Below are 21030 nucleotides of genomic sequence, written 5' to 3' on the forward strand. Positions count from 1 at the left end.
ACGCGCAACGCGTCTCACGATTCGAGACGTTCCGGCGTCGAGTGGGTCGGAACGGCGCACCAGGGCCCCGTCTGGCGCGAGTACGACGAGATCGCGGAAATGTTCTCCGACCTCTATCCCGATGCGGCGGTACCGAAGAACGCAGGGCGTTGGATCAGCGCGGTGCGACACCGTACGGCCCGGGCCGGGGAGCATCGCAGGAAGGCAGCGACATCACGGAGAGGCCCGGCGGGATGTGACCTCCTCGACTTCCGCGCGGCAGGAGGGAGCCTGCGAACGGTTCCCGCGTCAACTGGCCGCATCGACGGTGCGGAAGACCCGGTCGAGGTGGTCGTCCAGGACCGCGGTGGCGGACTCGGGGCTACGTTGTCCGACGAGGATGCTGGTGCCGAGCCCTGCGGACATCGCGAGCAGGCCGGCCGCCGTCAACCGCGCGTCCACACCGGGCTGCAGCAGATCCGCGTCCTGAGCCTGCAGGAGGATGTCGGTCAGGGCGGCTTCGGCGACATCGGGGTCCTTGATGAAGGGCTGGGCCGCGAGCGTCCGGTCGGTCACGGCCAGAACGGCGTACGAGGTGTAGAGGTGGTGGAAGACACGGCTCTCCTCGTCGGTCGGCAACGCCGTCATCAGCAGCGCCTCGACCATCGCGCGGGGCCCCGGCCCGTCCCCGGCGGCCCGGATACGGGCGGCGAGCCGCTCCCCGAACTTCCCGGTCAGGTGCTCCAGCCCGAAGAGCAGCAGCTTCTCCTTGGTCTCGAAGTAGTACTGCACCAGCCGCAGTGACACGCCTGCCTCGGCTGCCACATCGCGCATTCCCACGGCGTGCAGCCCCCGGTGCCCGGCGACCCGGACGAGCGCCTCCGCGATCTCGGTGCGCCGTTCGGCATGGTCCACACGCTTGGGCATCGGCTGGTTCTCCGCTCGTCGTTCGCCCGTACCCCGCCGGGCCGGGCCGGGCCGGGCCCTTTGATGATACGGCCGTATCAGCATCGTGGTACGGTCGTACCACGAAAATCGAGACCCTCCGGAGGTGGCCGTGTCCGAGACCACTGCCCGCGCCCAGGCCGACGTCGGCCGCTACGTGAGCGACGCCTGGCGCGACCGCTACTTCGCCGCCTGTGACGCCGTCTTCGCGCTTGGAGCGCCCGCCATCGCCGAACAGGACGTGGAGACCTCGTTCGGCACCACCCACGTGTACCGCTACGAGCCCGACGACTCCGCGGCCCGCTCCCGCACCCCGGTCGTCCTCGTGCACGGAGCGGGCTCCTGCTCCGCCATGTGGTACCCGAACACCCCCACCCTCAGCGCCGAACGCCCCGTCTACGCCGTCGACACCCCCGGCGATCCCGGGCGCAGCGTCCAGCGCGAGCCGATCCACCAGCCCGAACGGGCCGCGCAGTGGCTGGACGAGACGCTCGACGGGCTGGGACTCGACCGCGTCCACCTCGTCGGCACCTCCTACGGAGGCTGGCTCGCCCTCAACCAGGCCCACCGCGGGCCCGACCGTCTCGCTTCGGTCACCCTGCTCGACCCGGGCGGCCTGGAGAAGGTGGGTCTACGCTTCTTCGTCTGGATCTTCGCCGGCCTTTTCGCGACCTTCGCGCCCAGAGCACTGCGCCCACGGCTGGCGGCCTGGTTGGATCAACCGGTGCTGGTCATGCCCGTGTTGCGCACGATGATCAGGACCGCCGTCCGCGCCTACCGCATCCGTCGCCCGGCACCGCTTCCCCTGTCCGAGGCGGAACTGACCACCATCCGTACGCCTCTCTACCTGGTGCTCGGCAAGCGCAGCCTCCTGCTGCACCCCGAGCGGCAGAGGGAACGCGTTCCACGCCTGATACCGGGCGCCCGTGCGGAGATCGTCACCGGCACCGGGCACGGACCTCAGATCGACCACGCGGAGGACGTGAACCGCAGGATGCTGGCCTTCATGGCCTCCGTCTCCGTCGACTGACGACCGCCGAGCCGCGCATGCGGCCGGACTGAGGCGCAAGACCTCCTCTGCCGCTCTTGCCGGGAGCGCCCAGTGCCCAGCCCCTCCATCACCCCACACTCGGGCGTGCACGGCCGCCGTCGCGTATCCGGATCCCCGCCGAGTGACTGATGAAGCAGAAGCCCCAGGTCGCCGACCTGGGGCTTTGACGCGCGCGGGTGACGAGGATCGAACTCGCACTCTCGCTCGGGAAGCTGCGCGTGTTCGTGGCCGGTTCGGGCACTGACCTGGGCGAACGGCTGTGGTGCGGTCTCGTCCGGCCTGGTTGCTTCCACCGTGGTTCCCCGCTGTTCCCCAGTCCGGTGTGAACCCCCTTTGAGGGCCCGGACGTGCGAGGCGTCGACCGCGGCGTCCTCCATGTCCAGCAGGCCGGCTCTGCGGAGTTCCGCGAGGAGGATTTCGTGCCGGCGGGGCCAGACGCCGGCCTCGGTCCAGTCCCGCAGGCGCCGCCAGCACGTCACCCCGCTGCAGCCGATCGTCTCGGTCGGCACATCCGTCCAGGTCACACCCGTGCGCAAGACGTAGACGATCCCGCGCAGAGCCGCACGGTCATCCACCGGCAGGCGGCCCGGATACCGCCGACGCCGCAGCGGACGAGGAGGGAGCAGCGGCGCGACACGTTCCCACAGATCATCAGACACAAGATCATCCGACACCTGGACCACTCTGCCGCCACCGCCACCGGCACCGCCACCGCCACCGGATCCGATCACCAAGCCCTCACACCGAACTCATCCCGAAAATCAGTGAAGGGTGTCCACGCCTTTGTCGAATGCCTCCCTGTGTCGTTCGACTTCGGGGAGGTGGTCGGCGGTCCAGGAGCGCAGGATCGAGAAGGGCTCCTCAAGCGTGCGGCCCAGCGGTGTGATCCGGTACTCCACAGCAACGGGGCGTTGCATCAGTACCCGGCGCTCGACGAGGCCGTTGCGTTCCAACCGTCGCAGTGCCTGCGTCAGCGATTTCTGAGTAACCCCATCGAGTTCTCTCTTGAGCTCGTTGAAGCGTCGCGGCTGCCGGCACAACGCGGCCAGCAGCAGATGACCCCACTTGTCCAGCAGCTGATCCAGGAGCTCGCGCTGCGGGCCAACGATGGTCTCGTGACCGGCCCGATCTTCGCGGATACCAGGTTTCTTTGAAGTACCTGCCATGCACCAGGTATACCATAGATACCGGCAACCCAAGGGAAACTCATGACCGAACAGTCCCTGCCCAGCCTCGACCTCAAGCGCCAGGACGGAGTGCTATGGGTCTCGATTGACGTTCCGCCCGTCAACCTGATGACGGCGCAGCTCATGCTCGACTTGGACGCCGTCGCTGCATCGGCCGAGAATGATCCCGATCTGCATGTCATCGTGGTCCAGAGCGCTAATCCGGAGTTCTTCCTGGCGCACGGCGACCTGTCATTCGTGGAGGACCCCGCGACCTACGCCGCCCTCCCGGTCGCGGAGGAGACGCTTGTCGGGACGGGCCCGATGATGCGGCTTCATGAACGCTGGCGGCGTCTGCCTCAGACCACCATCGCCAAGGTCGCGGGACTCGCCCGTGGCGGTGGAGCCGAGCTGGTCTCCAGCCTGGATCTGCGATTCGCGGCCCTCGAGACTGCGGCGTTCGGCCAGTTCGAGGCGCTGATCGGCATCGTCCCTGGAGCCGGTGCGACTGCCCACCTGCCCCGCCTCGTGGGTCGCGCTCGCGCTCTCGAGATCGTGCTGACAGGCGGGCTCGTCGACGCGGCGACTGCCGAGCGGTGGGGTTGGGTGAACCGAGCTCTGCCCGCCGCAGAACTGGATGAATATGTTGAGTGGGTCGCACTGGCCATCGCGTCTCTGCCCGACGGTGTCCGCGCCGCGGCTGTCGAAGCAATCGACGCGGCCGACGGCACGCTTGAGGACGCACTGCGCGCGGAAAACCGCCTGCTCGGCGAAACGTTCACTCCCGCATCTGGAGAGCTTGCCCGGGCAGCGCTCGCGGCCGGGGTTCACACGCGCGAGGTGGAGCTGAACCTCGAAAAGGTACTGCGCGCGAACCTCGCCCGACATTAGTAATGAATCGCCCTGCGCGGGTAGATTGCAGAAGTTGTCCGTACGGTCCGTTTGGTAATTCGGGTCGAACGACCGTACGGGTCGCCTCCAATTCTGTGAAGCTGATTGTTTCGGGATGAGTTCGGTGTGAGGGCTTGGCGATCGGATCCGGTGGCGGCAGAGTGATCCAGGTACCGGATGATCTTGTGCCTGATGATCTGCGGGAACGTATCGCTCCACTGCTGCCGCCCCGGCCGCCGCGCCGTCATCGGTATCCCGGACGCCTGCCGGCGGACGACCGCGCGGCCCTGCGAGGCATCGTCTTTGGGTATTGCGTAAAAACGTGGGCTGGAGAGATGTACTCGCCGAGCAGGCCAACAAGAAGGGAAGGCGTCGCCGCTTCGTCGCGGTGCGTCAGTACCGCTCCGGTCGCTGGACTGCCTCCTACCTCGGCCCTGATGGCGAGCGCATCCGTGCGGAAGAGACCTTTGAGCGCGCACCTGACGCCGGCGCGGTCAACTTCGGCACGTACGCCGAGAAGTGGGTCGAGCAACGAGAGCTGGCGGTCCGTACCGAGGACCTGTACCGGCACCTCCTCCGCCTGCACATCCTCCCGACCTTCGGCACGCTCGACCTGGACGAGATCACGGCACCCCGCGTGCGCGAGTGGCATGCCGAGCGTCTCCGCACCACCGCAGCCAAGACGACCGTCGCCAAGTCGTACCGCCTCCTCAAGGGCATCGTCGAGACGGCTGTCGACGACGACCTGATCAGCCGCAGCCCCTGCCGTATCAAGGGCGCGGGCAAGGAATTGGCCGCTGAACGGCGTATCGCCACCGTCGCCCAGGTCGACAACATCTCGCCTGGTGCGCCGAGAAGGGGCCGGACGGTCTGGTCTTCGTCGGGGAGAAGGGGGCGCCCTTCCGGCGCACCTCGTTCGGGCGAAAGTGGCGACGGGCGCGCACGGTCGTCGGTCTCCCCGACGGCTTCCGCTTCTACGATCTCCGGCACACCGGGCACACGCTCTCGACACGCTCCGGGGCCACCCTCAAGGACACGATGGTCCGCGTCGGCCAGTCGTCCGAGAAGGCCGCGCTGGTCTCCCAGCACTCCGACGAGGAGCGGCAGCGCGACGTAGCGACCGGGCTCGATGACATGGGCCGCGCCGAGCGTGCGAAGAACCACACCGGCGACCACCCGCACCACAGCGAGATGACCGCCGACGGGTAGCGCGTCCCTCTGGTGCGGTTGTGGTGCGCAGCCCGCTCACTGGTTCAGACAACAAACAACCCCCGGGTCGATGACCTGGGGGTTTGCTATGGAGCGGGTGACGAGAATCGAACTCGCGCTCTCAGCTTGGGAAGCTTGGGTGCTTCGGCCGGGCATGCCTAGTTGAACTGCGGCGGAGCGCCTTGATCGCCCCATGCCTCCCGCTTCGGTACCCGCCGTTCCTCGCGCTTCCCCGCATGTCCTGGCACGCATCTGGCACGGTCGTTCTGGACGGCACTGTTGGCCGAGACTCGCGGTGGGTGGCCCATGTATGCTCGGCGCGTCGCCAGTTGAGACTAGGGGCAGGAGTTTGGGGTTCGATTCCCCTTGCGCCCTTCCTCGTACTCGCTTCGGCCGCGTTGGCACTGAGGTTCGTTGCACTGGTCCTAGGAAGCACTACGTCAGGTAACGCAACTGTCCGCGCTACTCGAAGGGAGAGCACCATGAGCAAAATGCGAAAGTCACTTGAGGCCGTTCTGATGGTGGCCGCGGCGGTCGCAGAAGGTTCCGCGGCTGGTCTGCTGCTTCCTGTCTGAGCTGACGACCGTAAAGGCCTTGGTGCCGGTGTCCGGCACCAAGGCCCCTGCTGTATCCAAGGTTAAGCAGCTTGGAATCTGCGATCATTTGTGGCCGAGTCGGGCACCAAGCTGGGCGAACGGTCCAAGAAGTTTTTTCGCGTCTGCGGCGGCTGCGAACCGGTGCAGAATTCATTGAGACGCTGAGCGCGCTGACTCCTGGTCCACAGCGAGGTCGTCAGTTGTCGGATTCCACAACAAGGTGGGCTTTACCGCTTTGGTGCGAGTGCCGACCGTGGAGCTGTATGGGAAATGCTTGTCCCTGGAGATGAGATTAATCAGCGTTGCGGCGAATTGCGGTGGCGAGATGAGCCGCGTCAGCGCCAAGTAGACGGTGATCTTCCGAAACCTTGCGAGCATCCCGCGCGGTTATATGGTCAACCTCCACCCACTCGACGTCGAGTGACTCCAAGTATTGCTCGACCACTTTGACGCGTTCATCGCGAAATGTGCGTTCGTCGGAACGTTTCTGACCATTTAGCTCGACGAGCAAGAGGGTCGAAGCGACCAGGCGGATGACGCCACGATTAGCGGCCAGCAATATTTTCAGCGAATCGGGCCAGAGCGTGGCCTCGCGACGGATGACGTTAATGAATATGCAGGAATCTACAGTCTCCGCTCGCCTGCCCGACGCGACCGAACGTGAGCTGCTGGACCTGCCGGACGGCGTACCGGTCCTGAGCGTCCTCGTCATCGCCTGTGACGCCTCCGGGCAAGCGGTGCAAGTCTCTGACGTCCTGCTGCCTGCCGACCGGCAGGAACTGGAAGACACCTACCGTTTGAACTGACCCCGAAAACCAGCCCGTTCACCCTGGATGTCACTTGACAAGTCAACCTGGCATCCCTCGCTTCAAACTGGCTAAGTCAACTTGTCAGGTTGCAAGTTGCCGCCCCTCAAGAAGCTCAAGGAGGCATTTGCGCGTGTGATCCGTATCGACGCGTCGTCCACCACCGTCCTGCTCACCGAAGCGCCGGCGCCGAAGGTGCGCGACCGGAAGACCGGGGAGATCGCCAAGGGCGCCGTGAGCGGTGAGGCCCTGATGACGGTGTTGGCGAAAGGCTCGGGCTGCGGTGGGCACGCCTGACGGCTTCCGGTTCTACGACCTCCGGCACACCGGGCACACGCTCTCCACCGGGTCCGGCGCCACCCTCAAAGACACGATGGTCCGCGCCGGCCAGTCCTCCGAGAAGGCCGCGCTGATCTACCAGCACTCCGACGACGAGCGACAGCAAGAGGTCGCCGCCGGCCTCGACGCCACGGTCCGGAAGGCGAGAGCCGCGGCGACCGGGAAGCCACCCGCCGGGCCTTCTGGCACGCATCTGGCACGCGACGACTGACAACCGCACACAGCAAAAAGGCCCGGGTCTCTGACCTGGGCCTTCTTCATGGAGCGGGTGACGAGAATCGAACTCGCGCTCTCAGCTTGGGAAGGAACGGCGCTTCCATGGCCGTACGACTGCTGACCTGGGCGGATTCGTATTGTCGTGGTGGGCACGAGGGCCGGCAAGCACCGTTGGTGACCGTTGTTGTCCGCTCGTAAGGGCACGCAGCGGGCACGGTTGGGACCTTGGCCGAGCAGCCCGCCCCAGGCGGCGTTGTCTCGCACGCATCCCGAGTCGGAGCGGCTTCAGCGCCGAGGCGGTTCCCGGGTGCACAGCCATGTCATTCGCTGTGAGCGGCGGCCGACACATGGCCGCGCCGTAACCAAGATGCCCTGTCCCGGTCACTACGGCGCTGTGATCAGTCCGTGGGTGTTACGGCGGATTGCCCTGGGCCGTCGTCGGCGCCCATCGGGCCGCTGCTGCCGGTGCCCCCTCCGACAGCGTGGCTGTGGTGGTCGGGAGACGGTGGTCGATGAAGCGAGCGGGGGCAGAGCGCGACCGTGGTGGATCACAGTAGGGCTGATGGCGGCAGGTGGTGGGTGCGGCGATGTGGCGAGCTGAGATGCGGGGTCTTGCGAGCCGAACCCTCTTCAAGTCCGTTGTTCTCCTCCAGGTGGAGATGGGTTCCGTCCCGGGACAGTGTGAGGAGGTGGCCGGCCAGGGTCTTCAACCCGGCCGCGTTGGCCTCGATAACGATCTCGCCGCCCAAGTTGCGGACCGCGATGCGTGCGCCCGCCTCCCACGTGAAGAAAGCGGTGGTGTCGTCGGTCACCGCACGTACGTGAGTGGACGTCGATGGAGCAGGGCTCGGTTCAGGGGCCATGCCCAAGTCTCGCGCACCCATGAACCGTCTGACGCCGAAGGGCCACGCTGTCCGCCTGTGTTGGAGGAGGGCGTCCAAGCGCGGTTGTCAGTGCCCAGCCCTAGGGTGCCGACGTGACGACATTTCGATCCGGCTTCACGCTCTGGAAGATGGTCCAGAACGCACGCGAGCTCACCGAAGAGGTGCGCGTCCGGGAGCGCGTCGACGCGGTGCTGGACATCATGGGTGGCCTCGGCGGGACGTACGGCAAGGGCAGACCACTGGTTGACGCCTTGGAGGGCGTGGCCCAAGAAGCCATCTTGCACGGTGACTTCGCGCTCGCGCAGCGTTTTCAGCGCTTCGCCGCCTACGCCGGCGGCACCCTGTTTCTCGAGATCCTGGAGAACTACTACGACGACGAAGCCCGGCAGCGCAGCGAGGAGCACATGCGGAGGATGGCTGCCATGGGCGCTGACCGGGCCGTCGCCGCCCTGGACGTTCTGTGTCGAGACAACCCCGACGCGACCGCGGCAGACGCTCGTGCCCTTTTCCGCGGCATAGCCCGCTCCGCCGATTATCTGAGCCTCGGGGACGGCGAGGGCGGCATCCGGCTGTCCACCCGGGAAGTGAGGCGACTGCAGGAGTTCGGGCACATGGATATAGTCCTCCGTAACCTGCCCGGGCCCGCCTCCGCCGAGGCCGCACGGATGATGAACGACGTCCTGGCCGATGTCGACGCAGGCATGCTGGCACAGTTGCTCGAACTTAAGGCCAGACAGGCAGGCCTGACGGCCCTGCGTTCCGTGGTTGAAGACCCAGACAGCTCCGAGAACGCCCTCCACGCCTGTCTGAAGAACCAGGAATGGATCTTCGGCGGGGCCTACGTGGCCGAGCTGGCACGCCGGCAGTACACCCCGGAGACCATCCTCGACATCCCGCTCCTGCGCGGTGACGGCTCTCTGCACGTCGTGGAGCTCAAGCGCGCCAGCATCAAGGACTTGGTCATCCGACGCTCCGGCCACCTCATGCTGGGTGCCGCGGCGCACCGCGCGGTCTCCCAGGCGCAGAACTACCTCCGGGCCCTGGACGAGAACCGCCCGAGCATCCTGGCCGAGCACGGGCTCGACACCCGCCGGGCCTCCGCCACGGTCGTGATTGGGCACCCGCGGTACGTGACCGGGGACGTCACCTCTCAAGAGATCGCGGAGACGTTGCGCACCTACAACACGCACCAGACACGCATAGAAGTGATCACTTACGAGACCCTGCTGGATTCAGCCTCCCGCATGCTGGCGCTGTCATCGGCACGACAGGACGCCGACCCGGACGAGGAGCCCGCCGCATGACTGACACGCCGCCCGCGATCGAACCGCTCCTGGCCCGCCTGTGCGGCGGTGAGATCACCGAGGAGGACTACGTCGGATACTTCATGAACGAGTACGGGGAGCAACTCGTGTTCGCCCAGCGCCGGGGCGAGAAGACCGCCCGACTCTGGCACAGCGACGCGGACTGGGAAATGTTCCTCGTGGGCGACCACTCCATTCGGCTCGATGGTCCGCTGGACGGGATGATCACGGCCTCCGGCCTGATCATCAACCGAGAGGAGGCAGCGTGGCTGTCCTCCTGTCTTGCCGCCTCCCGCCACCTACGGCAGGAACGCACCTGACCGCCACTCGCGTCGAAAGCTTCAAGAGCGGCCGACAACGCGTCGGTAGCGTCTCCTATGACACGGTGTGTAGCGCACCACTCGCCGGACACCAAGGAGCCCCCGGGTCTCTGACCTGGCGGCCTCTCATGGAGCGGGTGACGAAAATCGAACTTGGCTCTCAACTTGGGAGGCTGACGCGACCGCGGTCGTGTTCACGCACGCCATCGGACCGGACAACCCGGAGATCCGTGCGGCGCGAGCGCTCGGCGTGCCGGTCGTGCACCGGTCGACGGTCCTGAACGCGTTGATGGCCGCACAGCCCAAGAAGGTCGCCGTGATGGGGACGCACGGCAAGTCGAGCACCGCGGGCATGCTCGCCTTCGCCCTCGCGCGCCTCGGGCAGGAACCGTCGTACGTGGTCGGAGCGGACCTCGACGTGCCGGGCAGCGGCGGTCATGCCGGGCAGGGCTCCCTCTTCGTCGCGGAGGTCGACGAGTCGGACCGCTCGCACGTCGGTATGAACATGGACGTGGCCGTGATCACCAACATCGGCTACGACCATCCCGAGGTCTACGACGACGAGGACCAGATCGTCGACGCCTTCGAGAGCGGCCTCGCGCTGGGTCTGCGCGAAGGCGGCACGGTTGTGGTCGGCATCGATTCGCCGGGCGGTCTGGAACTCGCCTCCCGGCTGACCGCGGCCGAGAACGGACCGGGGGTGGTGACGTTCGGCTTCTCTACATCTGCGGACTGGCGGCTGACCGAGGTGTCCATCAAGGGCCGGGGCAGCAGTGCGGTGCTCGTCGGGCCGGGAGGGGTGGAGTACGCGCTCGACCTGCGCACCGTAGGCGGGCACCAGCTGCTGAACGCCGCTGCCGCCGTCATCCCGCTCCACGTGCTGGGCCAGCACTGCGGCCAGGCGGTGGAGCAGCTGCGGTACTTCGACGGTGTGGTGCGTCGTATGACGCCTGCTTTCGAGGCGGGCGGCGTCCGGGTGTACGACTCCTACGCCCACCACCCTGACGAGGTGCGCGCGGACCTCGCCGCCGCGCGTTCGGTGGCCGGGGAGCAGGGCCGGATGATCACGGTGTTCCAACCGTCCGGTCCCTCCCGGCTGACGGTCTTCGGCTGGGAATTCGGGAAGGCCCTGGCGGGCAGTGACGAGGTGGTGGTCACTGGCAGCGCCCAGCGTTTCGCCATGGCCGGGCTGGAGACGTTGTCCGCCCGCATCGACGCCGCGGGTGGCACGTGCCGGCACGTGGAGCCCGACCGGGCCGAGGCCGCCGTCCTCGCGGCGTCGCTGGCCCGGCCCGGTGACGTGTTGGTGCTGATGGGGCCTGGTGACATCGCCGAGGCGGGCCAGGTACTGCGGTCCGCGCTCGGCGACACCGTCGGTACGGCTGTCTGACCGATCCGGGGTCAGGGGTTCAGGTGCAGCAGCGCGTCGGCGAGCTGCTGCAGCTGGACCCCGCGACTCGCCTTGACCAGGACGACGTCCCCGGCGCGGAGGATCCTGTGGAGCAGTTCGAGGGCAGCGTCCTGGTCGGGCAGGTGCACGGCGCTTCCGCCGACGCCGCCGGCACCCTGCTGCATCCATCCGGCTTCGTCTCCTCCCACCAGGATGATGTGATCGAGCCCCAGTCCGGCCGCGTACCGGCCGATCTCCTCGTGTGCTCCGCGGGCGTCGTCGCCCAGCTCGTTCATCCGGCCGAGTACGGCGACGGAACGCTGGTCCTGGCCGCGGGTCATGGCTGCCAGGGCGTCCAGGGCGTGGCGCATGGAGTGCGGGTTAGCGTTGTAGGCGTCATTGATGATCGTGACGCCGTCCGGCCTGGTGGTGGTCTCCATACGCCAGCGTGAGCGGGGCAGGGCTTCGGACAGGCGGGCGGCGGTCTGCTCTACGTCGAGGCCGGCTTCCCGGGCGACGGCGGCGGCAGCGAGGCTGTTGTGGACCTGGACGTCGCCGACGAACTGGAGCCGTACACCGGCTCGTCCTTCCGGGGTGACGAGGGTGTAGGAGGCGCGGCCCTGGCCGTCGATCTCAATGCCGGTGGCGCGGATGGTCGCCTCCTCGGCGAGGCCGTAGGTGACGACGCGGGCCTGGGTGCGGTTGCGCATCACGTCCACGAAGTCGTCGTCGGCATTGAGAACGGCGAGCCCGCCCGGCTGGACCGCTTCCACGATCTCCCCCTTGGCCTCCGCGATGTTCTCGCGGCCCCCGAACTCGCCGACATGAGCGGTACCGACGTTGGTGACGACGCTGATGTCCGGCGGTGCGATCCGGGTGAGGTCGCGGATGTCGCCGATGTGGCGTGCGCCCATCTCCAGCACGAGGTAGTCGGTGTGCCTGTCGGCCATGGTGACGGTCAGCGGGAGGCCGATCTCGTTGTTGAAGGACTGCGGAGTGGATACGACGTTGCCCGGCAGCACCTGGGCGATCAGGTCCTTCGTGCTGGTCTTGCCGGCCGAGCCGGTGATGGCCACCACCTTTGCCGCGGCGAGCCCGTCGTGCAGCAGGAAGTGCCCGAGTCGGCCGAACGCCCGCAGGACATCGTCCACGACGATCGCGGGGACACCGACCGGCCGGGTGACGAGCGCGGCGGTGGCCCCCTTGTTGATGGCGGCCTCGGCGTAGGCGTGGCCGTCGGTGTGCTCTCCCTCAAGGGCGAGGAACAGGGACCCGGTGGTGGCCTCACGTGAGTCGAACACCGCGGGCTGGGTGACCTGGGCTTCGGGATCGAGGACGTCGGCGAGGCGACCACCGACGACGTTGGCGATCCTGTTCAGAGGCATGGGTTGCAACGTGTTCTCCCTGCTCAGGTGGTGGGTTGCGACGCTACCGGCTGGGCGGTCGCGGTCGGTGTAACGCCGCGATGGACGCGGCGGCGCGGAATCGAGCGAGATACCTCGGCTGCCGAAGGAGTCTCCGAAGCGGCCCGTCGGTGGCGCGGTGGCGCGTGCTTCGGGGCGTGGCCGCTGGGGTGCCTACCGAAAGGCGCCCATCGGTCTCACGGGGTATCAGGGCCTCCACCACGCCCGCCACGGCCGAGTGATGATCTCCCGGTAGGTGTGGTGTGAGGGATTACGGCTGCCGTGCTCGAACACCCAGCCCTGCGGTTCGGCGAAGTCGGTACAGGTCGGAGAGCTCTCGTCGCAGACCCCGCACTGCATCGCGTAGGTGATGGGCGCGGCGTCCGGCTCCCGGTCGGGCTGGAGGGTCCACTCCTTGTGGCACACGACCGCTCGGGGATTCACCGGTACACCTTCCTCACGGCCGCGCTGACGTACGGGTGCCGCAGCGCGGCCCGGAGGGCGTCGGCATCGGTGAGGGTGTCGTCGTGGGGCAGCTCGTACCAGCCGCCGAACCAGTCGTCGATCTGTTCCAGGCTGGGCGCGACGAGCCACGTGTCGCTGGAGAGATGCCGTACCGGCAGACCCTCCCAGGTGTCGGCGGTGCCGGTTCCGATCGCGTAGTAGAGGCGATCGTTGGGGCCGTCGTACAGCACCGGTCCGATCTTCACCCCGCTGGTCCGCAGGTGTGCCAGGGCCAGCAGCCCGATGTCTGCCGGGGTACGCAGCACGTCCCAGCCATCGCCGACCCGCAGCAGCCGCAGGGCGGGCACGTCGGCGACCATGGGAGCGCGCCTCAGGGCGTCGCGTACGGACATCAGGCGCCTCCTGGGTGATGATGCGGCTTTGCGTGTCCGGAACGCGTCGGGAGCGCCGACATCCCGGTGGAGCGGATCACGATCAGGCGGGTGCCCTTCTCCGCTATCTGCCGCATCCGGTCGGGGACGAGCCGCTTCGGGCCGAGGTGGCTGAGGGCCGGGACCACGGCGCTGTAGGTGCCGGGCAGTTCGAGCGCGTCCAGCAAGCCGACGAAGGCGGGGGAGCGGACGTCCATCGCCGCTTGTCGGTCTGTGAAGACGCCGCACAGTGTCAGTTCGTGCTGTCGGCAGTATTCGGCGAGGCAGTCGACGAGAGCGGCGTGGCGGGCCGGGCCGCCGGCCGCGTAGCGCAGGTAGCCGAAGACCTTCGGGAAGGCGACGGGGCGTTGTTCCGTGATGACTTCGTCGTCCATGGTCACAGCGTCGGCTTCCGCGAACGGCCGCGAAATGACCTGCTGTTGCACTTCCGTTGCACTTTGCGCCCCTTGCGGTCACAGAGAGTGCTTCCATACATGACGGAGGGAGGTCATCCGTGGTCAGTGTGCAGCAGTGGACCGGCCGGGAAGCGAGTGCCCTGCGCGCCGCGCTGCGCATGAGCACGCGCGCCTTCGCCGAGCATCTAGGTGTCGCGCTGCGTACGGTCGCCAAGTGGGAGAGCCTCGGAACGGAGACCCAGCCCCGGCCGGACACGCAGGCCATTCTGGACACCGCGCTCGCCCGTGCGGACGCCGCCGCCCAGGCCCGGTTCGAGAACTTCCTCTTTCCCGACCGCAAGAGCACGCGGCCGGCGGACTACGAGACGTGGACCGAGGACATCGAGCGCGCCGTCGTCTGCATCAGCCGCCAGAACTTCCCTTTCGCCACCACCCTCTTGAACCGTTGGCTGGGACGCCTTGACCCACACCAGCTCGATCACAAGGGCCTCTACCTCTACGGCCGTTCCCTCGTGCTGCTGGGTGATGTGCAGCGCGACCAGGGAGCGATCCTCGGCCCGCTGTCCGCCCGGCACTCCTACCTGACCGCCCGAGGAATGTTCACGGAGCTGGACATCCCGCGCCGCGTCGCCCAGATCGAGCTTTCGCTCGCGGTCGTCCAGGAGATGTCGGGCCGGCTTCAGCCCTCCGCCCGCCAGTACGAAGTCCTCGCCGATGACGAGCGTCTCAGCCTCCGCGACCGGGCCAGGGCCCGGCTCTGGGTGGGTACGGCCCTCAGCAAGGACGGCGACAACGAGTACGCGACCCGGGTCATGACGGCCGCGACCCGCGCCTTCGAGGACCTGGGCGAGCCGGAGGACTGGTCGGTCGCCCACCAGAAGCTGGCCCTGGCCCACCGCGGAGCCGGTGACCTGACCCAGGCCCTGCACCACATCGACATCGCACGCACCACCGGCACGGTCGACTCCCCGATGCAGCGCGTACGGCTGGACACCGCCTACGGGCACATCCTTCTGTCCGACGCGGCGACCCGGAATGATGGGCTGTCCGTCCTCGATCAGGCGGCGCAGGTGGCCCGGCAGTACGGGCTGAGCCACCAACTGCGCAGCATCGAGGGCATCCGGAAGGGCCAGCAGGGATGAGTCAGGGAGTGCCAGTGCCGCAGCACGAGCAGCGCCAGATCACCGACGAGCAGTTCCACGACGCGACGCTGATCTGGAACTACCACCAGATGGGCCACGAACAGCGGCCCTGCTCGGCGGCGATCGGCCTGGGAAGCCACGATCTCGGAGTGGCGACCACGGCCGCCGATCTCTACCGCGCCGGCCTGTTCCCGGTCCTGGTCTTCAGCGGCGGCAACAGCCCCACGACCCGTGCCCGCTTCCCACGCGGCGAAGCCGTCCACTACCGCGAGCACGCGCTGAACCTGGGTGTGCCGGACGAGGCGATCCTGGTCGAGCCGAAGGCCGCGAACACCGGGCAGAACATCACCTTCTCGCGGGAGCTGCTGGCCGAGGCCGGCATCGCGGTCGAATCGCTGCTGCTGATCTCCAAGCCGTACATGGAGCGGCGCTCGTACGCCACCTGCCGCAAGCTCTGGCCCGAGGTGGAGGTCGTGTGCGCCTCCGAGCCGCTGGAGCTGGACGACTACATCAAGTCCATCGGTGACGAGAAGCTGGTCGTGGACATGCTTGTCGGCGATCTGCAACGAGTGATCGAGTACCCGAAGCTCGGCTTCGCCGTCGAGCAGGAGGTACCGGGGGACGTGTATGACGCCTACGAACGCCTCCTCGGCGCCGGCTTCGACAGCCGCCTCATCAGCACCTGAACTGCTGGGTGCCGGCGCGTGGGGCGGGCGCTGCGCGATCCACCAGCCGAACTTGTTCCCCCGGCTGGCCACTCTGGCGAAGCTCTTCGCCGCCGACCGGTGGATCGTTCTCGACGACGTACAGTTCGCCCGCCGCGACTACCAGCACCGCGCCCGTCTCGCCGCCCTGGACGACCCGGCTCGGCAGCAGTGGCTCTCGCTGCCGACGCACCTGCCCCGCGGGCGGCCGACGCTGATCAGCGAGGCCCGGCTCGTGGATCGGCACCGTTCCCGCCGGTCGATCGAGCTTCTTGTGCGCCAGTACTACCGCCGCAGCCGCCACTGGCCTGTCGTGCGTGATGTCCTCGGAGCGGTACTGGACAGCCTCGATACGACCGACCGGGTGGCCGGCATCGCCCAGGTATCCACGGTCGCCCTATTGACCGCCCTGGGATGGAACGGCGAAGTACTCGTCAGCAGCGGGATACCGTGCCGCCAAGGCCGCTCCGAGCGCCTCGCCGACCTCGCGGCCGCCACCGGCAGCACCCACTACGTGTGCGGCACCGGCGGCATGCGCTACCTCGATCACGCGCCCTTCGATGCCCACGGCATCCCCGTTGTTCCGTTCCACACCCCTGTAGACCTGGATGATCCGCTCTGGCAGACGGCACGGCACGCCAGCAGCTTGTGGGCTCTGAGCACGCTGGGGCCTCGGGCGCTGGCGAGTCGGTTGGCTGACCAGGTAGGTCCAGGGGCGGGTAGGGCAGCGATGCCGGCGGCTCGGTAGAGGGAGACTCGCGCCGCACTGGTCTGAAGTGCCGTGACGAGCTTGAGTTGCTGGATGGAGTGCGTCCAACAGGGTCGGGAGGTGCCCCTGGCGGGCTCAGCAGTTCGCGCTGTAGCGGACGCATCCGGGTGGTGGGGCGTGGCTGCGGTCCCAGTCGTGCTGCGTGGCCATGAGCGCTCCGCCTGCCAGGAGGGCGACCAGCAGATGTGCGATCACGGTCCATCGGGCGCGGGAGACCGCCGCGAGAACCGCCAAGATGAGCACGGTGATCAGCAGTGTCCGTAATCGTCCCATGTACGCGAGACTGGCCGCGTCGATTTCCCATTGCTCGCCTTGCGCCGCCCATACGTCGAGGCCGTAGCCGTATACCGCGTCCAGCGCGAGCCACCCGGCCTCCAGCAGGAACAACGGGATGGTGAAGGCGAGGTCCACGCCCAGGCGGGTCCGGTGCGACCAGGGGCGTCGCCGTCCCTGGGCCGGGATGTCGGTCATGGATGCACGGTGCCGCGAGTGGTGCCGGCGCGCATGAGTACCTGTACTCAACCGTGAGCGCCGCGGCCAGCTGCCCATCTGCGGCACCGTGCCCAAGGTCATCCGCGAAGACGTTGCCTGCGGTTCCGGTCCTGGGGTGATCCGCCGCACAGCGGCCTTCATCCCCCTGCATTACCAAGGGCTTGAGGTAACGGGTCCGCAGCTAGGGTCGGCCCAGCCGGGTTCCGGACCGGCCCTGTGTGTGCTGCGTCGCTGGGTTGGCCGGGCGTCCCGCCGTGTGGCTGCCAGCGTCCGCGTGGCTGGTGTCGGCGGGTAGGCCGGCGGTGCGGCGTAGACGCCATACCAGCACGTGGCTTACGGACTGCGCCGTGTTGAGTTCCCGTCGTCCGGCGGCGGCGGTCAGGAGGGCTGCGGGGCCGTGGCCGGCGGCCTCGGCGTCGGTGATGGTGGCGGCGAGCGCGTACCAGCCGGGCTCGCTGAGGATCTGCTCGGCCAGCTCCGGCACGGCTTTTGCGCAGCATGGCCGTCTGCCGCTGGAGGCGGGCGGCGGCTGACTGCTGGGCGTGGCCCTTCTTCGCGTGCCAGTGGGTGGCGGCGGTGACGAGGAAGAACTGCATGTCGATCACCATGGCGGTGGTCGCTCCGTCCTCCCCGCGGCCGAGGGCCGGGCCGCTGTGGACGGGGTCGCGGGCGGCCTGCCGTAGTGCCTGGTCATGCCCGTGCTGGGCGCGGATGTGGGAGCGTGTGGCGCGCTCGAACGCGAATGCGGCTTTGCGTAGTTCGCGTCGGGTGTGGGCGGCTGAGGTGGCTGCGAGCGCGTCCAGGACCTCGCCCGCGGCAGCGATGTGCGCGGCCACCGTCGCCTCTTCGTCGTGATCGATGATCAGGATCGTCTGCCATGCCGCCGTGGCTGCTCGATGCCGTGCCGTCGCCGGGTCACTGAGCGTCGTGTTCGTGGCCGGCTCCGACGGCTTGTCGCTGTGCTGGTCCGTGGTGTGGCCGGACCAGCGTTCGCGGATGCGGGGCAGGGACAGATCGGGGGCCAGACGCGAGCCGGAGTAGAACACGGGCTCGCCGTGGGAGCTCCGCTGGCATCTGGAGTCGTACGCCGAGCCGGGGCCAGACGGGTTGGTCTTCGTAGGGGAGAAGGGGGCGCCCTTCCGGCGCAGCACCTTCGGGCGGAAGTGGCGGCGGGCGCGAGAGGTCGTCGGGATGCCTGAGGGCTTCCGGTTCTACGACCTCCGTCACACCGGGCACACGCTCTCCACCCGTTCCGGGGCCACCCTCAAGGACTCGATGGCCCGCGCCGGGCAGTCGTCAGAGAAGGCGGCGCTGATCTACCAGCACTCCGACGACGAGCGTCAAGAGGAGGTCGCCGCCGGCCTCGACGCGACCGTCCGGAAGGCTCGGGCCGCCGGTGCCCGGGAGGCCGACGAGAAGCGTTCTGGCACGGATCTGGCACGCGACGAGTGATCACCCTGAACAGCAGAAAGGCCCGGGTCTCTGACCTGGGCCTTCTTCATGGAGCGGGTGACGAGAATCGAACTCGCGCTCTCAGCTTGGGAAGCTGCGGGCATTTGGGGCCCAGTTGGGTGCTGACCTGGGCAAACGCGCGTAACGTGAAGTCGTCGGAGGGGGCGGCTCTCCCCGTGATTTCCCGCTGTTCCCCGCTCGATCTGGTGCGCTTGTGGTGCGGTCGGGCAACGGGCTGTCGCGGGTGCCCGAAATTGGTGTGCGGCGGGGGTGTGGTGGTCGGCACCCTGGGGTCATGAGTCGTTGGAAGCTTTACGACAACTGGTACGCCGATCTGGCCGGCCTTTCTGTCGAGCAGTTGCGGGAGCGCCGTGCCTTCGCGGCTGAGCGGGCTGCGGGTGCCGTGGCGCGTGGCATGGGTCGCAACCCCAAGGCTGGGCGGGAGTGGCGCCAGCGGCTTCGTGCTGTCGATGACCAACTTCTGAGGTGGGGTGTCCAGGGAGCGTAGTCATCGTGTGAGCTGTTTGAGCCTCAGCCGACGACAGTCAGCCACGATGGCGGGTGCGCAGACCGATCAGGCGCGCGTGTGCCTCGCTGTACCCTCACCGGCCTCAGCCACGCTGCTCGCCAACGTCCGTGAGTGCAAGCCGCGACGGCGGGTGCGTGGCCGGCTTTCGGCGATGACCTCTGCATGCAGTGCGGGCTTGATCGAGGTCAGCTGGCAGTACCAGGAACGCACCGCCGCGATCTCACCTACAGGTAGCCCAGTTGTGTGATATTCGGGACCAACCCCAATCACGTCGACTACGGTGATACGCATGCAGAGTTCAGAGCTATCCGTCCAAGGGCAGAACCTCCATCAGCTCTACAATCAGTACTACAGGAATAAACTTCTTGTTGACCGTCGCTACCAACGAAAGCTCGTCTGGACGCGCGACGAAAAGGAAAAGCTCATTGACTCCGCTGTCAACAAGCTGCCGATCCCGCTAATTCTCCTCGCTCAGAGAAGGAAGGGAGGGGTGGAAATCTATGAGCTAATCGATGGACTTCAGCGCCTCGAAGCATTCTTCTCGTTCATGGAGAACAAGTACCCATATAAAGGTGAATACTTCGATTTGGCTACGACGGGTGACACCTTGGCTAAGCTCCACTCGGGAGAACTTACGCAAAAAGAGCCCGTGCTGTCGCGTGACGCTTCCTTGGAAATTGCCAACTATCAAATCCCCGTCTCGATTTATCGTGATGCGGCAACCTCGTCGATCGACGAGGTGTTCCGTCGAATTAATAGTGGCGGAAGGCGTTTGAGCCTGCACGAGATTCGTCAGGCAGGTGTGATGGGGCCGCTGTCAGATGTAGTGCGACGCACTAGCGCCACCATCCGAGGCGACGGAACCTTCGCTGAGACTTTGACCCTCAGCGAGATGGAAAAGCTCTCTATCTCGCGGAAGGATCTCGAATACGGCCTAGATCTCGAGCGCATTTTCTGGACGCGGCACAATATTATTGGCGCAGACGATATTCGCTCATCTGGCGACGAGGAAATGGTTTTGGACTTGGTCCTCGATGCCATCCTTACCCCCTGGCCTACGAGCGGCTGGCAGAATCGAGACGTGGCATACGGTTTGTCGCGGAAAATCAGGTCGGCTTCTGCGGAAGAAGTCAACGCGGCCATTACGGCAGTTGGCATTGAAAACCTGCAACAACGCATCGTGGCCGTGATCGAGATGCTGGATGAAGCCATGCGTGACCACGGTCCTCTCGGTCGCCATATGGTCCACCTGGAGACCTACGAGAAGGGCACAAGGCGGCAGTTTCAAGCAGTCTTTTCCGTCCTCTACGAACTCATCTTTCGCGATGGCATGCAGCCTCTCTCATTGGAAGCCGTTCGCAACATCTTGGATAACTTCTGGGGGCGTGACCTAGCCATTCCAACCGGCGGGAGCGCATGGGGTAAAGATGAAAAGGCGAAACTCTACCCGCAAGTAAAGCGTCGCATCAAGAAGGCTTTCTTCAAGCCCGAGCCCAAAAACATCGCCAAGCAGCTTAATGCGCGCTTGCTGATCGAAAGTTACCTGCAGGGTCCAGTTAACGAGGACCCCCTAGTCGAACTTAAGCAGGGATTTTGCGTACTCTCGAACCCGCCCACCGAGAATGTGGATCTGTTTGACGAAGTGATGCAGACCGCAGTCGGCATGGCAAACTGGAGCCGCGACGCAACCGGTCTCATTCTGATCGGAGTCGCAGACAAACCATCGGCGGCGCAACGCTCAGCTGAACTCTTCGGCGTGACTCCGGTCGAAATTCACGGGCAGCATGTGGTGGGTACTGAAGAGCAGATCGCTCACTTGGGTCACGACATCGACTCCTGGTGGCTCAAATGGCAGGCAAAGATCAAGGCCACCCCAGTGGACTCTGATTTCTCGGCTGACCTCGTGCACAGCTTTAGCCCGCTCGTCTGCGACGGAAGAGTGCTTTGGATTATGAAGCCTAGATCACTTGGCAAGCCCATCTCGTACAAAAATAGGTTCTTTGTGAGGGTCGGTGCATCAACACACGAAATGAAAACTGACGAGTTCCTCTCACATATCTCTCGCAACTTCTGACCGCGTTTGGGGCTCCGCTCTTCCAGAATTGCGGAAATTTGGCTCCGTAAAGCAGCGGAGCTGACCTGCCCCAGCCAC

At 66.7% G+C, this 21030-nt stretch carries 19 protein-coding genes and 7 pseudogenes; 15 read left to right on the plus strand and 11 right to left on the minus strand.

The features are described 5' to 3' along the window. Nucleotides 1-288 precede the first annotated feature (288 nt). The gene (locus Sdagh_RS22225) at nucleotides 289-906 is read right to left on the minus strand and encodes a TetR/AcrR family transcriptional regulator (RefSeq protein ID WP_190012263.1); all 618 of its coding nucleotides are present in this window, start codon (nucleotides 904-906) and stop codon (nucleotides 289-291) included. A 130-nt stretch (nucleotides 907-1036) separates the two neighbouring features. On the opposite strand from Sdagh_RS22225, the gene Sdagh_RS22230 reads away from it, so the two are divergent. Then, nucleotides 1037-1954 (plus strand): alpha/beta fold hydrolase, encoded by a 918-nt coding sequence (locus Sdagh_RS22230; protein WP_372478463.1) that lies wholly within the window; start codon nucleotides 1037-1039, stop codon nucleotides 1952-1954. 347 nt (nucleotides 1955-2301) lie between these two features. Here the strand turns inward: Sdagh_RS22230 and Sdagh_RS22235 are convergent. Both Sdagh_RS22235 and Sdagh_RS22240 read right to left on the minus strand, forming a co-directional pair. Next, nucleotides 2302-2649 (minus strand): annotated as a pseudogene (locus tag Sdagh_RS22235) (transposase); the annotation flags it as partial. An 87-nt stretch (nucleotides 2650-2736) separates the two neighbouring features. After that, entirely contained in the window at nucleotides 2737-3141 is a 405-nt protein-coding gene (locus tag Sdagh_RS22240) for a winged helix-turn-helix transcriptional regulator (RefSeq protein WP_190077023.1), read from the minus strand. Between the two features lie 42 nt (nucleotides 3142-3183). Between Sdagh_RS22240 and Sdagh_RS22245 the strand changes: the two genes are divergently transcribed. The 3 genes and pseudogenes from Sdagh_RS22245 to Sdagh_RS22255 all read left to right on the plus strand — a co-directional run bounded on the left by Sdagh_RS22245 (nucleotide 3184) and on the right by Sdagh_RS22255 (nucleotide 5241). Then, a complete protein-coding gene (locus tag Sdagh_RS22245; RefSeq protein ID WP_189422189.1) occupies nucleotides 3184-4032 on the plus strand; it encodes an enoyl-CoA hydratase/isomerase family protein in 849 nt (282 codons plus the stop codon). Between the two features lie 164 nt (nucleotides 4033-4196). Beyond that, nucleotides 4197-4337, plus strand: a pseudogene (locus Sdagh_RS22250) (IS5/IS1182 family transposase); the annotation flags it as partial. 17 nt (nucleotides 4338-4354) lie between these two features. Beyond that, nucleotides 4355-5241 (plus strand): annotated as a pseudogene (locus Sdagh_RS22255) (tyrosine-type recombinase/integrase). An 888-nt stretch (nucleotides 5242-6129) separates the two neighbouring features. Here Sdagh_RS22255 and Sdagh_RS37015 read toward each other — a convergent pair. Further along, nucleotides 6130-6453 (minus strand): type II toxin-antitoxin system VapC family toxin, encoded by a 324-nt coding sequence (locus tag Sdagh_RS37015; RefSeq protein WP_226535570.1) that lies wholly within the window; start codon nucleotides 6451-6453, stop codon nucleotides 6130-6132. Here Sdagh_RS37015 and Sdagh_RS22265 point away from each other — a divergent pair. The 3 genes and pseudogenes from Sdagh_RS22265 to Sdagh_RS22275 all read left to right on the plus strand — a co-directional run. Next, nucleotides 6371-6643, plus strand: a complete 273-nt coding sequence (locus Sdagh_RS22265) for a UTRA domain-containing protein (RefSeq protein WP_226535541.1) — start codon at nucleotides 6371-6373, stop codon at nucleotides 6641-6643. The genes Sdagh_RS37015 and Sdagh_RS22265 overlap by 83 nt on opposite strands. 135 nt (nucleotides 6644-6778) lie before the next feature. After that, nucleotides 6779-6904: pseudogene (locus Sdagh_RS22270) on the plus strand (SCO3933 family regulatory protein); the annotation flags it as partial. After that, nucleotides 6900-7193, plus strand: a pseudogene (locus tag Sdagh_RS22275) (tyrosine-type recombinase/integrase); the annotation flags it as partial. The pseudogenes Sdagh_RS22270 and Sdagh_RS22275, both read left to right, overlap by 5 nt. A 553-nt stretch (nucleotides 7194-7746) precedes the next feature. On the opposite strand, the gene Sdagh_RS22280 reads toward Sdagh_RS22275, so the two are convergent. After that, a complete protein-coding gene (locus Sdagh_RS22280; protein ID WP_226535543.1) occupies nucleotides 7747-8010 on the minus strand; it encodes an Imm32 family immunity protein in 264 nt (87 codons plus the stop codon). Between the two features lie 164 nt (nucleotides 8011-8174). Between Sdagh_RS22280 and Sdagh_RS22285 the strand changes: the two genes are divergently transcribed. The 3 genes from Sdagh_RS22285 to Sdagh_RS22295 all read left to right on the plus strand — a co-directional run bounded on the left by Sdagh_RS22285 (nucleotide 8175) and on the right by Sdagh_RS22295 (nucleotide 11096). Then, on the plus strand, nucleotides 8175-9386 hold the full coding sequence (locus Sdagh_RS22285) for a Shedu anti-phage system protein SduA domain-containing protein (protein ID WP_190077021.1): 1212 nt from the start codon (nucleotides 8175-8177) through the stop codon (nucleotides 9384-9386). Beyond that, the gene (locus Sdagh_RS22290; protein ID WP_190077020.1) at nucleotides 9383-9706 is read left to right on the plus strand and encodes a hypothetical protein; all 324 of its coding nucleotides are present in this window, start codon (nucleotides 9383-9385) and stop codon (nucleotides 9704-9706) included. Before Sdagh_RS22285 ends, Sdagh_RS22290 begins: the two co-directional genes overlap by 4 nt. Nucleotides 9707-9896: 190 nt before the next feature. Then, a complete protein-coding gene (locus tag Sdagh_RS22295; RefSeq protein WP_190077019.1) occupies nucleotides 9897-11096 on the plus strand; it encodes a glutamate ligase domain-containing protein in 1200 nt (399 codons plus the stop codon). An 11-nt stretch (nucleotides 11097-11107) separates the two neighbouring features. On the opposite strand, the gene Sdagh_RS22300 is transcribed toward Sdagh_RS22295, so the two are convergent. The 4 genes from Sdagh_RS22300 to Sdagh_RS22315 all read right to left on the minus strand — a co-directional run bounded on the left by Sdagh_RS22300 (nucleotide 11108) and on the right by Sdagh_RS22315 (nucleotide 13769). After that, nucleotides 11108-12490: a UDP-N-acetylmuramoyl-tripeptide--D-alanyl-D-alanine ligase gene (locus Sdagh_RS22300; protein WP_372478464.1), complete on the minus strand. Its 1383-nt coding sequence runs from the start codon at nucleotides 12488-12490 to the stop codon at nucleotides 11108-11110. Between the two features lie 216 nt (nucleotides 12491-12706). Continuing rightward, nucleotides 12707-12943, minus strand: coding sequence for a DUF7848 domain-containing protein (locus Sdagh_RS22305; RefSeq protein ID WP_189422182.1), 237 nt, complete (start codon nucleotides 12941-12943; stop codon nucleotides 12707-12709). Next, complete coding sequence (locus Sdagh_RS22310; RefSeq protein WP_189422181.1) at nucleotides 12940-13356, minus strand: hypothetical protein; 417 nt, start codon at nucleotides 13354-13356, stop codon at nucleotides 12940-12942. Before Sdagh_RS22310 ends, Sdagh_RS22305 begins: the two co-directional genes overlap by 4 nt. Next, nucleotides 13356-13769 (minus strand): recombinase family protein, encoded by a 414-nt coding sequence (locus tag Sdagh_RS22315; RefSeq protein ID WP_190077017.1) that lies wholly within the window; start codon nucleotides 13767-13769, stop codon nucleotides 13356-13358. Before Sdagh_RS22315 ends, Sdagh_RS22310 begins: the two co-directional genes overlap by 1 nt. Before the next feature lie 119 nt (nucleotides 13770-13888). On the opposite strand from Sdagh_RS22315, the gene Sdagh_RS22320 reads away from it, so the two are divergent. Genes Sdagh_RS22320 through Sdagh_RS22330 form a run of 3 tightly spaced genes read left to right on the plus strand, consistent with a single transcriptional unit; the run spans nucleotide 13889 to nucleotide 16384 of the window. Next, the gene (locus Sdagh_RS22320; RefSeq protein ID WP_189422179.1) at nucleotides 13889-14932 is read left to right on the plus strand and encodes a helix-turn-helix domain-containing protein; all 1044 of its coding nucleotides are present in this window, start codon (nucleotides 13889-13891) and stop codon (nucleotides 14930-14932) included. After that, nucleotides 14929-15618 (plus strand): YdcF family protein, encoded by a 690-nt coding sequence (locus tag Sdagh_RS22325; protein WP_189422178.1) that lies wholly within the window; start codon nucleotides 14929-14931, stop codon nucleotides 15616-15618. Before Sdagh_RS22320 ends, Sdagh_RS22325 begins: the two co-directional genes overlap by 4 nt. A 52-nt stretch (nucleotides 15619-15670) precedes the next feature. Then, complete coding sequence (locus tag Sdagh_RS22330) at nucleotides 15671-16384, plus strand: WbqC family protein (RefSeq protein ID WP_229879779.1); 714 nt, start codon at nucleotides 15671-15673, stop codon at nucleotides 16382-16384. Between the two features lie 96 nt (nucleotides 16385-16480). Here Sdagh_RS22330 and Sdagh_RS22335 read toward each other — a convergent pair whose 3' ends face one another. Then, nucleotides 16481-16876, minus strand: coding sequence for a DUF6234 family protein (locus tag Sdagh_RS22335; protein ID WP_226535545.1), 396 nt, complete (start codon nucleotides 16874-16876; stop codon nucleotides 16481-16483). Between the two features lie 202 nt (nucleotides 16877-17078). Next, nucleotides 17079-17964: pseudogene (locus tag Sdagh_RS22340) on the minus strand (mobilization protein); the annotation flags it as partial. On the opposite strand from Sdagh_RS22340, the pseudogene Sdagh_RS22345 reads away from it, so the two are divergent. Both Sdagh_RS22345 and Sdagh_RS22350 read left to right on the plus strand, forming a co-directional pair. Further along, nucleotides 17957-18349: pseudogene (locus tag Sdagh_RS22345) on the plus strand (site-specific integrase); the annotation flags it as partial. The pseudogenes Sdagh_RS22340 and Sdagh_RS22345 sit on opposite strands and share 8 nt — an antisense overlap. An 818-nt stretch (nucleotides 18350-19167) precedes the next feature. Continuing rightward, complete coding sequence (locus tag Sdagh_RS22350) at nucleotides 19168-20952, plus strand: DUF262 domain-containing protein (RefSeq protein ID WP_190077015.1); 1785 nt, start codon at nucleotides 19168-19170, stop codon at nucleotides 20950-20952. The last annotated feature ends 78 nt before the right edge of the window (nucleotides 20953-21030 follow it).

Origin of the sequence: Streptomyces daghestanicus, assembly GCF_020521275.1 — a bacterium.
Taxonomy (GTDB): Bacteria; Actinomycetota; Actinomycetes; order Streptomycetales; family Streptomycetaceae; genus Streptomyces; species Streptomyces griseoviridis.